The organism is Aquiluna sp., assembly GCF_965064355.1.
Window position 1 is genome coordinate 1 of record NZ_CBCHRQ010000044.1, and the last position, 10,653, is coordinate 10,653.

At 52.9% G+C, this 10,653-nt stretch carries 9 protein-coding genes and 2 tRNA genes; 4 read left to right on the forward strand and 7 right to left on the reverse strand.

The genetic code is table 11. The features are described 5' to 3' along the window. Window positions 1-17 precede the first annotated feature (17 nt). The 5 genes from AC128V_RS04860 to serS all read right to left on the reverse strand — a co-directional run bounded on the left by AC128V_RS04860 (window position 18) and on the right by serS (window position 3,597). A tRNA-Ser gene (locus AC128V_RS04860) sits at window positions 18-109 on the reverse strand. A 43-nt stretch (window positions 110-152) separates the two neighbouring features. Continuing rightward, the gene (locus AC128V_RS04865) at window positions 153-1,349 is read right to left on the reverse strand and encodes an LCP family protein (RefSeq protein ID WP_482763560.1); all 1,197 of its coding nucleotides are present in this window, start codon (window positions 1,347-1,349) and stop codon (window positions 153-155) included. Window positions 1,350-1,392: 43 nt separating this feature from the next. Beyond that, window positions 1,393-1,480 (reverse strand) — tRNA-Ser (locus AC128V_RS04870). Window positions 1,481-1,497: 17 nt separating this feature from the next. Next, complete coding sequence (locus tag AC128V_RS04875) at window positions 1,498-2,328, reverse strand: HAD family hydrolase (RefSeq protein ID WP_482763561.1); 831 nt, start codon at window positions 2,326-2,328, stop codon at window positions 1,498-1,500. A gap of 3 nt (window positions 2,329-2,331) precedes the next feature. After that, complete coding sequence (gene serS, locus AC128V_RS04880; RefSeq protein ID WP_482763562.1) at window positions 2,332-3,597, reverse strand: serine--tRNA ligase; 1,266 nt, start codon at window positions 3,595-3,597, stop codon at window positions 2,332-2,334. 48 nt (window positions 3,598-3,645) lie between these two features. Between serS and AC128V_RS04885 the strand changes: the two genes are divergently transcribed. From AC128V_RS04885 to AC128V_RS04895, 3 genes are all read left to right on the forward strand, one after another. Further along, the gene (locus AC128V_RS04885; protein ID WP_482763563.1) at window positions 3,646-4,578 is read left to right on the forward strand and encodes a diacylglycerol/lipid kinase family protein; all 933 of its coding nucleotides are present in this window, start codon (window positions 3,646-3,648) and stop codon (window positions 4,576-4,578) included. A gap of 15 nt (window positions 4,579-4,593) precedes the next feature. After that, window positions 4,594-5,280, forward strand: coding sequence for a response regulator transcription factor (locus AC128V_RS04890; RefSeq protein WP_482763564.1), 687 nt, complete (start codon window positions 4,594-4,596; stop codon window positions 5,278-5,280). A 68-nt stretch (window positions 5,281-5,348) separates the two neighbouring features. Beyond that, on the forward strand, window positions 5,349-7,073 hold the full coding sequence (locus AC128V_RS04895; RefSeq protein WP_482763565.1) for a sensor histidine kinase: 1,725 nt from the start codon (window positions 5,349-5,351) through the stop codon (window positions 7,071-7,073). On the opposite strand, the gene pheA is transcribed toward AC128V_RS04895, so the two are convergent. Continuing rightward, window positions 7,043-7,966, reverse strand: coding sequence for a prephenate dehydratase (gene pheA / locus AC128V_RS04900; protein ID WP_482763566.1), 924 nt, complete (start codon window positions 7,964-7,966; stop codon window positions 7,043-7,045). The two genes, AC128V_RS04895 and pheA, sit on opposite strands and share 31 nt — an antisense overlap. A gap of 123 nt (window positions 7,967-8,089) precedes the next feature. Here pheA and pgm point away from each other — a divergent pair, with 123 nt between their 5' ends. After that, the gene (pgm, locus tag AC128V_RS04905) at window positions 8,090-9,715 is read left to right on the forward strand and encodes a phosphoglucomutase (alpha-D-glucose-1,6-bisphosphate-dependent) (RefSeq protein WP_482763567.1); all 1,626 of its coding nucleotides are present in this window, start codon (window positions 8,090-8,092) and stop codon (window positions 9,713-9,715) included. On the opposite strand, the gene AC128V_RS04910 is transcribed toward pgm, so the two are convergent. Continuing rightward, window positions 9,679-10,476, reverse strand: a complete 798-nt coding sequence (locus AC128V_RS04910) for a M15 family metallopeptidase (protein ID WP_482763568.1) — start codon at window positions 10,474-10,476, stop codon at window positions 9,679-9,681. The two genes, pgm and AC128V_RS04910, sit on opposite strands and share 37 nt — an antisense overlap. Window positions 10,477-10,653 lie beyond the last annotated feature (177 nt).

Below are 10,653 nucleotides of genomic sequence, written 5' to 3' on the forward strand. Positions count from 1 at the left end.
ATTCAGAGACTTATGAGCGGAGACGAGAGGATTTGAACCTCCGAGGGGCTTTTAAAACCCCTACCTCATTAGCAGTGAGGCGCACTCGACCGGGCTATGCGACGTCTCCAAGTAGCCGCATTAGCCTACTAGGAAATTGGGGTTTGGGAAAACTAGTTTGAGCAGCTCTTGACCGAAGCGTTGGTGCCCTGCGCCCACTGTGGAAGGGCTTCCTCGCTTGCGGTAGCGCTAGTTCCAGCAGTTGGTTCTTTAGGTGGCGTGGACTCCTCCGCCACCACAGCGCCTGCTCCTGGGTTAGCTTCTGCCAGGACCAAAGGCTCATCCTGGGCAATGCGATCAAAGAGCAACTGTGCCTGGTCTTGAATAACCGCTACTCGACCCGAATACGCTCCCTTGAGGCTGTAGACCGGAAGCTTTAGGAAAGTGATCTTGTCCAGATCAACATCATTCACTTCTCGAGCCATGCCCAAGATCACACCAATCTCGGTGAGGCTGTTCGAAAGCGTCATATTCTCAAGCGCTGCGGTGCCGAGCTTGAGCATGGTGAATGGGTTGGTGAATGCGCCCTCGTCCTTGAGCTTTCTAACCAGCGAGGTAAGGAAAACCTGCTGGTTAGAAATGCGGGAGAGGTCAGATCCATCGCCAACACCGTGACGAGTTCGCAAAAAGGCCAGAGCCTGCTCGCCAACCAGGGTGTGCTCACCGGCTTCTAGGTAAAGCTGGGTGTAGTCGTCCTTGATGGGTTCGGCAACACAAACGGTTACCCCGCCAACTGCCTCACTCATCGCGATAACGCCCTTGAAGTCGATCATCGCAAGGTAAGGGATCTTGACGCCGGTTAGTTTTTGAACAGTGAGCAGTGTGCAGGCAGGGCCGCCGGTGTTCATGGTGGCATTGATCTGAACCATGTCCCGAGCCGCGTACTTCTCCCCGCCTTCAGGGTTTGGGCACTCTGGGACCGAGACAATTAGGTCTCTTGGGAAAGAAAGCGCAACCGCATTTTTGCGATCTGCGGAAACGTGCAAAAGAATAATCACGTCGGCAAGTGCATTGCCGGCTGGGCCGTAGGAAGTCTTACCCTGACCCACTCGAGTATCAGAACCGATTACCAAAACATTGATTGGGCCGTTGATTTCCTCGGCGGTTGGAGGGGCAAAGGTTTCACCGTCGGTTGAATACACATCAATACCGGAGGCATTTAGCTGGCTAACTAGATACACATAGCCACCACCGACCGCAGCAACGCCTAAACCGGCAACAACGACCATGGAAATTAGGAGTTTGGTGAGCCAACCGCGTCGCCTTGGGCGACTCTGATCTTCGGGAAAAATGAATTCGGGCTGGGTCACTTGGAAAGTCTAGGGATTAATTGCTGATAGTGGGCTAGGAAAATGGCGGAGGCCGTGGGATTCGAACCCACGAGACATTGCTGTCCACTGGTTTTCAAGACCAGCTCCATCGGCCGCTCGGACAGGCCTCCGGGGGAAAGTTTAGTGGTTAATCTAAGAATTTGAGACCCTCAAGTGCCTCTAGCACCTGAGCTACGCCGTCTTGATCCACCGCTGCGGTAACCGCAGTTGCCTCGAGCTTTACCTCTTCTGGGGCCTGGCCCATCGCAAAGGCGTAACCGCCAAGTGATCTTGCCCAGCGGAACATCTCAATGTCATTGCGACCATCGCCCATCACCAAGGTGCGCTCGCCAGGAATGTCATAGTGCTGGCGCAATTGTTCTAGCGCATGACCCTTGTCGATCCCCTGTGGTGCGATGTCCAACCAGGCGGTATAGCCAATCGCGTACGAGACCGACTGCAGCCCGACCTTGGCCATAAGCCCTAGGAACTCGTCGACATCGTGTTCTGGCGAGAGCACGACAACTCGAGAAACCGGGTGCTCCATAAGTTCTGATAGCGGGGCTTCGCGATTGTCATCGCCAAGCGCGTAGGAAGGAAAAGGTTTGTGGAATCGGTAGCTACCATCGGCGTGCTCAACCGCGAAGTGCGCGTTTGGCAAATGTTCGATTAGTTCAGTCAAAACCTCTGATGGGTCAAAGGTCTTCACATCGTGCATCGCATAGCCACGTGGGTGATCATCTTCAAAACGAATGGTGACCGCTCCGTTGGAGCAAACCGAGTGGTTTAGCGATACTCCTAGGTCTTTGATAACCGGATAGGCATTTGCTGCAGCCCTGCCGGTTGCAATGACAACCTCGTGGCCAAGAGCGCGAACGCGTGAAACCTGCTCAACTACACGCTTTGATAAAAAACCGTCATCGTGCACCAGGGTGCCATCGATGTCGATTCCAATTAGCCAGGGTTCAAAAGCTGCCATGGGTTAGTGCTTAGGCACAATCTTCTCGGTGCCGCCCAAATAAGGACGAAGTGCCTTTGGAATAACCACCGAACCGTCTTCCTGCTGGTGGTTCTCCAAGATTGCAACCAGCCATCTGGTGGTGGCCAGGGTTCCGTTTAGCGTGGCCGCTGTCTTTGGCTTGCCGCTCTCATCGCGGTAGCGGGTGTTTAGCCTGCGCGCCTGGAAGGTGGTGCAGTTTGAGGTGGAAGTCAGCTCTCGGTAGGTGCCCTGAGTTGGAACCCAAGCCTCAACGTCGTACTTTCTGGCTGCCGAGGAACCTAGGTCACCGGCTGCAACATCAATCACTCGGTAAGGAAGTTCGCACTTCTGCAGCATCTGCTCCTGCCACTGCAGTAGGCGAGCGTGCTCAGCCTCCGCCTCTTCTGGCTTGCAGTAGCTAAACATCTCCAGCTTGTTGAACTGGTGCACTCGCAAAATACCGCGGTTATCTTTACCAGCCGCTCCGGCTTCTCTGCGGTAACAAGTCGACCAACCGGCATAGCGCATAGGTTCTTCGAGGCTGTCAAGGATCTCATCACGGTGGTAACCGGCAAGGGCAACTTCGCTGGTGCCAGTCAAATACAAATCGTCAGCTGGTAGGTAGTAAATCTCATCTGCATGCTCACCCAGGAAGCCAGTTCCCTGCATTACCTCTGGCTTCACCAGTGTCGGGGTAATCAAAACCGTAAAGCCAGCCTCGGTTGCCTGGTCCATTGCAAGCTGCATCATCGCAAGCTCAAGCCTTGCTCCCCAGCCCTTCAAAAAGTAGAAGCGGGATCCAGAAATCTTTACACCGCGCTCGATGTCGATGACATCTAGCAGTTCACCCAGCTCTGCGTGATCTTTTGGTTCAAAGCTGAACGTTGGGATGGTGCCGACCTCTTTGACCAGAACGAAGTTCTCTTCGCCACCGGCTGGCACATTTTCGTTTACAACATTCTCGATCTTGAAAAGAATCTTGGTTAGTGCCTCATCCGCGGCATTGGCCGCGGCATCTGCTGCCTTAACGGCAACAGCCATCTCTTGGCCCTGAGCAACTAGAGCAGCCTTCTGCTCTTTGGGAGCAGAGGCAACTAACTTGCCGTGCTGGTTTTGCGCAGCACGAAGTCTTTCGAATTCAGCGAGCGCCGAACGCTTGTCGAGGTCCAATTTCACTGCCTGATCGACCAGCGATACATCGGCTCCGCGCGCCACTTGCGAGGCCTTAATGGCCTCTGGCTGCTCTCTTAGAAGATTGATGTCAATCACGACCTCAAGCCTACCTTCTAGAACGCTTAGGCTTGGGGAGTGCAGAACATGGCGGTAATCTTTCACCCCTCGAAAATCACGAGGGCGAAAATCGAGGCTGCGTTCTCAAAAGCAGGTTTTGTAAACCTGAGCTACTTCCCCTCGGACCATAAAACCGGTGGGTTCAAGGCAACCAAAAAGGCAATCGAAGCGGGCGCCACCCACATCATCGTTGCCGGCGGAGACGGCACGCTCAGAGCCTGCGTGCAGGCGGTATTCGAAGATGAAGCACCCGTCTCCCTAGGGCTCGTCCCAATTGGCACCGGCAACATTCTGGCAAGAAACCTAAAGCTGCCGATAAACAACCTGGAGAAGTGCATCAAACGTTCGGTAGTTGGTGATACCTACGAGATTGACCTGGGAGTTGCCAAAGCGATAAACCAGCATGGCGAACTCACCAAGTTCTACTTCACTGGCATTGCTGGTATTGGCATGGACGCCAGAATCATGCAGCGCACCCTGCCGGAACTCAAAAGACGAGTGGGTTGGATTGCCTATCTCGAGGGTGGACTCAGGTCGCTTCCGATGAAGTTTGAGAAGTTTGAGGTGCTGGTCGATGATCAATCACCCAGAACTCTAAAGAGCTACTCGATTCTGATCGGCAATGCCGGTTGGCTACCCGGGCAGATCTCGATGATGCCGGATGCTCGTTTGGATGATGGCAAGTTGGATGTTGCAGCCATTGGGCCGCGAAAGATCTGGGACTGGGTGGACTTTGTCGCTCGCGTGACCTGGCAGAACAAAGTTGTACGGCCACTGGCACTAGGGCGAAAGTGGATGGACCAAACTGCGAACCTCAAGACCATTGAGAACCTAGGCGGTGCGAGGATTCGAGTGAAGCCACACCACCTAAGCCCACTGCAACTCGATGGCGATGTGATTGGCGAAGTGCTAGAGGTTGACTTCAGCTTGAAACACAAGGTTTTGAGAATTCGACTCTAATGTTCCTCTAGAGGAATGTGGCTATCCGTATGGATTGCACTTAGCTGGCATTGTTATGACATGGCAATTGGTTTGAAAATTCTCGCCGTTGATGACGAGCCACTGGTACTTACCCTCCTTGGCGAAACCCTTAGGTCTCAAGGCCATGAGGTAACAACCGCGACTGATGCCGCGAGCGCGAAAAAAGCCTGCAGCGGCTTTGACCCGGACCTTGCGATTCTGGATGTTGACTTAGGTAGTGGCCCTGACGGTTTTGATCTAGCAACATCGCTAAAGCATTCCAGCCCAGCTCTTGCGATTCTGTTTCTGACCAATGTTGCCGAGCCACGACTGGCTGGCAAGTCCGCGAAGAGTTTGCCGGCCGGATATGGCTACCTCTTGAAGTCCAACCTCGGCGATAGCAATTTCCTAAACGCTGCAATCATTGGTGTTGCTCGCGGAGCGGGGAAGCAGTTTAGAGAGAACCTGGAATCAGGCAACACCCTGCACAATCTAAGTCGCTCTCAACTGCAGGTGGTTCAGCTATTGGCCATGGGCAAATCAAACGAGGAAATCGCACAGATTAGAAACACGACCATTAGAGCGGTTCGCTTGATTTTGGTGCGAGCATTTAAAGCAATGGGGATCTCCGAGCAGGGTGGACCTGAACGTCGCGTTCAAGCTGCAATTCAATACCTAAAGGCCACTGGCTTCTCTAGATGACCACCCAAGAAGTTAGAAGTCCTTCAAGGCTCACAGTTCTGAGATTTATTCGGAACTTTCCCGAACACATGGGCAGGCTAGAGCTTAGGTCCCCTTGGATTTGGGGATCGATTTTCTTTTTCCAGCTTTCCTCGATTTTTGCCTACGACCTAGGTAGTAGAGCGGTCGCCAACCCCAATGCGGCGCTAATCATTGCTACATCATTTGTCGGTTACTGGCTGCTCTACCCGATTCTGATCATGATTGTTGACGCCGCTTCGGCCCACACCCGTTGGTTGTGGATTGGGCTGGGGCTACTAATAATGGGGACTAGCCGCGGGTACTTTCTGGAGAACGTTTTCACGCTGTCTCCACTTGAGGCGTGGGAGAGGTACGTCCTTCGATTACCTGGGGACATCACAATCGCTCTAATCACCTTGATTGCAATGTCGGAGCTGATGCACTCCACCAATCGCCACCTGGACGCGATGTCAAAATTGACCCAAGCAAATGCCACCCTGCTAGAGAGCCGAAAGGCAACCAGCACAAAGGCCAGTGCGACGGAGAAAGCTCTTCGAAAAATGGCACAGAGCGCTCTGCTTGGTGAATTGGACAAGATTAAAAAACACCTTTCGAAAGCAAACCTGAAGGAAGAAATTAGCTCGGTTGCCGAAGAGATCCGAGAGTTGATCACCAATCAGGTGAGGCCACTGAGTCACAAACTCAGGGATCGCCTGGATGATTTGACCGTCACCAAAGAACTCAAAGCCATCCGCAAGCCACTGAGGTTTGGTCGACCAAACTCGGTTCACGCTTTTGAGGACACCCGGGTGGTGGCAACCTACCTTTTGGCCATGCCCAACATCTTGGTGACGATCAACGCTCTCTCTAGCCCTTTGGTTACGCTGGCAGCCTTTGCAGCAAGCTTGACAATTTTGCCGATCGGCTTGGGGTTACGAAAGCTGCTCTCCTTTGTTCAGCTTCGCTCTTGGATTTCGAACTGGATTGCGCTGATTGTAATTTTGTTTATCTCCTATTTGCCGCTTCAGCTAACGACCTTCTTCTTCATTGAGAGCTATCCGGACCTCGTGCAGGTTCGTGTCTCTGGCATCGGGGTGTTTATGTTCGTGGGGGTAGCAATTACTCTCTGGCGCGCAATTGAGCGAAGCCGAGATCAAATTGAGGATGAGCTTTCGGGCTTGAACTTAGAGCTCGCTCGCAGCACGACAATTGTTGAGCAGCAGATTTGGTTGGCACAAAAAAAGTGGGCATACCTGGTTCATGGCACAGTGCAGGGAGCTCTCACCGTCGCAGCTTCCAGACTGCAGCTTGCCAGTCAAGATAAGCCCGCCGATGTGAAGCAAATTCTCAAAGAGCTGGACAAAGCGGTGGTTGCTCTTAAGGGAGACTGGTCTGTAGAGCAGCCATTCTCGAAGCTGGTGAAAGAAACCCAAGAGACCTGGGCTGGGGTGCTGAGCATCGAATTAGCTATCGACAAATCCGCCAAAGCGATGATTGAAAATGCGACCGCAGCACGTTGCGTCTCTGAGATCGTCAAGGAGCTGGCTGGCAATGCCTACCGTCACGGCCAAGCAAAGCGGTTATTTGTTTCCCTTGGTAAAAACACCGACGGTGACCTGCGGCTCAAAGCCAGCAACGACGGAGCTCCATTGACAGGAGAAGTCAACGGTTTAGGTTCGGATCTGTTTAGCGACCTAACGATGAATTGGTCGATTTCTGAAGATGCCCAAGGCGTGAACTTTGAGGCGGTACTGCCTGGGGTTTATCCCTTGAGTGAGTCCAACCAGTCCTGAGCCGACTTATAAGCATTGTTGGCATTATTGCCCTGGTGCACTGATTCGCTCTTGTCTGCTCGTGGATAAGAGCCCAAGAAAATTACATTTGGTGAAAAACGGTGCAAACCCATTAGGGCCTCGGAGATTGCTTGGTCGTCAATGTGACCCTGGGCGTCAATGTTGAAACGGTAACGACCAAAACGATCGCCAACTGGGCGAGATTCAATTCGAGAAAGGTTCACGCCTCGCGCGGCAAACTGCTCCAGCATTTCAAGCAGCCCACCCGGACGGTCATCTGGAAGTTCAACAATCACGCTGGTTTTGTCAAAGCCAGTTCGAGCGGTTGGCTTGCCAGATTTTCCAACCTCAAGAAAACGAGTCTGGGCATTCTTGTTCTCACCGATGTCGCTAGCTAGTGTCACCAGCCCATACATCCCGGCTGCTCCTGGAGCTGCGATAGCCGCATCCGCGGTGCTGCCGGAAACTGTGTTCTTAGCTGCCGCCGCTGTGGAAGAAGTTGGGATGTGAGAGTGGTTTGGAATTCTCTCCTGAAGCCACTTCCTTGACTGCGCGTAAGCAACCGGGTGGGTGTAAACAACCTCGATGGAATCCAAGGTGGTGCCCGGGGATGCCATCAAATCGAAGCTAACTGGAACTAGGTACTCGCCATAGATCTGCACACCAGCGGTACTTGCCAAAGCGTCCATGGTGGCGGAGACTCCACCCTCTAGGGAATTCTCAATTGGAACAACTGCGCGGTCGGCGGCATCAGATAACACAGCATCAAGTGCCTCACGCACGCTACCCACTGCAATAAAGCTTGCGGAGGCAGCTCCGGTTAGCTGCTTGGCAGCCATCTCGGTGAAGGTGCCGGCAGGGCCTAGGTAGGCAATCTTTAGTGGGTTAGACATTCCTCAAGATTACGGCAGATAGGCCATAAGCGACAGCAAAGGGATTGTGGTTAGTTAGCAATAGCCCCCCACAACAACTCAAGATAGCTATACCTTTTTGTTAGAGACGTAATCGAGGATGCCATGCACGAGCGAGCCGGGAAGCCTGCCAGATCTTCAGACCTGGTGGACATCGCCAAGCTAACTGCCGCCTACTTCGAGCTAAAACCAGATGTATCAGTGCCGGAACAAAAGGTAACCTTCGGCACCTCAGGTCATCGAGGCAGCTCATTCAATACCTCTTTTAACGAGCAGCACATCTTGGCAATCACCCAAGCCATCGTCGAATACCGAAGCACGCAAGGCATTGGTGGGCCGATCTATGTCGGTCGAGACACCCATGCGCTGAGTGAACCTGCTCAGCAATCCGTTCTTGAAGTGCTCGCCGGAAACGATGTGCTGGCGCTAATTGATTCACGCAATGGCTACACCCCAACACCTGCGGTTTCGGTGGCGATTATCGATCACAATTCGCAGCTGCCTCATGGTAGCGACAACCAGGCCGATGGCATTGTCATCACCCCAAGTCACAACCCACCTCAAGATGGCGGCATCAAGTACAACCCGCCACACGGTGGACCCGCAGACTCTGACGCCACCGGTTGGATTGCCAACCGCGCCAACGAACTTATTCGCAGCGGTTTAACCGAGGTGAAGCGTAAGGCTCCCAACGCGCACCACTTTGATTTCAGAGAGAACTACGTCTCCCAACTGGATCAGGTTCTAAAACTCAGCCACATCAGTGACGCTGGAATTCGAATTGGTGCCGACCCACTAGGTGGAGCGTCGGTGGACTACTGGCCACTCATAGCCGAGCGCTATCGGCTCAACCTAGAAGTAATAAACCCTAAGGTCGACTACCAGTTTGGATTTATGAGCCTGGACTGGGACGGCAAAATCCGCATGGACTGCTCCTCGCCATTTGCAATGTCTTCACTCATTGAGAACAAAACCAACTACGACATCTCAACCGGAAACGATGCGGATGCGGATCGCCATGGCATCGTGACCTCGGACTCTGGGCTGATGAACCCCAACCACTTCTTGGTGGCTTCGATTGATTACCTATTCCGAGCGCGCGATGGTTGGGATGAAGAGTCTGCGGTTGGTAAAACGATGGTTTCTTCGTCGTTGATTGATCGAGTCGTGGAAGCAGCCGGTAGGAAGCTCCTTGAGGTACCGGTTGGTTTCAAGTGGTTTGTCGCTGGCCTTTCAAATGGAAGCCTGGGGTTCGGTGGCGAGGAATCTGCAGGTGCTTCGTTCCTTCGTCTCAATGGTCAACCTTGGTCGACCGACAAGGACGGTTTGATCATGTGCCTGTTGGCTGCAGAAATCCAAGCAATCACCGGTTCTAGTCCTTCAGAGCGGTACGCCGAAATTACGCGCGGGTTCGGTGAGCCGCACTATCGAAGAGTCGATGCTCCAGCCAACCTGTCCCAGAAGGCACTGCTTGCAAAACTGAGTGCGGAAGATGTTAAGGCCGATGAGCTAGCTGGTGAGCAGATCATCAACATCGAAACTGCAGCCAGTTCCGGCGGCGCACTCGGTGGCATAAAGGTTTCAACCAACACAGCTTGGTTCGCGGCAAGACCTTCGGGCACGGAAGACGTCTACAAAATTTATGGTGAGTCTTTCAAGTCAGAGCAGCATCTCGAACAGGTGCTAAAGCAGGCTCAGTTGCTAGTGGACGAGGCAGTTTCTTCCAAGTAGAACTCAGCCGGAGCAAATCCCCAAAAATCTTCGAGGGTTTTCATTCCTGTTTTGGAATACGTTGTCGCAAGCTGTACGCCAACATATCGAAGGTGCCAAGGTTCATATGTGTAACCCGTGACAGAAGTCGTGTCCTTTTCGTATCGGATTATGAATCCGTACTTCCACGAGTTTTCAGCTAACCACTTTCCAGCCACGGTGTCGCCGAAGCACTGCATGATGGCGCAGCCTTGCTCGGGAACCGATACATCTGCAGCTAGTCCGGTTTGATGCTCAGAGTGTCCAGCCTTGGCGGCTCGAGCCAAAGCCCCCGCAAGCCCATACTGACTTGCCTTTGCATTGAACAACTCTGCTTGGTATTCATATGAGCGGAATGCGGAGTTCACGAAAAGCTTTCCTGCGTCTTGTGCGTTCATTGCCTTAGCTAATGCTTCCAACGCAGTGGCCGCCTGATCTGCCAATTGCAGGCCACGTGAGTTATCTAGGTTCTTGGAACTCTCAACTTCCCTTAGATTCAAAGGCTGATATTTCAAAGGTTGCAGCGGACGTTGTTTATTCACAACCACAAGATCTGAACCACCAGTATTCGTTGCAAGTCTGGTTTGGTGATAAGAAGCCAGTGACAGTCGGACCTTCGAATTATCTGCCGTTCGAAGGTCATCGATGGCTTGCTCGACAAGTTCGTGTCGAGGTGCAAATGCCCCGGGTTGGAGGGCCAACGAGAGTCCCAAGACCAGCAGCGCAATAGGAGGAACGAACACAAAAAGTGGGTTCCTGACTAGAGGTCTAGACTTGGGCACGAGTACCACCCTAAAACTTGGAGTTGAATTGCCCACTAAGTCAAGGCGGGAAGCCGCAAAACAAGCCGCTCAATCTGGAGAAATGACTCCTAGGCAGATTTGGCTGGTTTTGATCGGTCTGATGTCGGGCATGTTCCT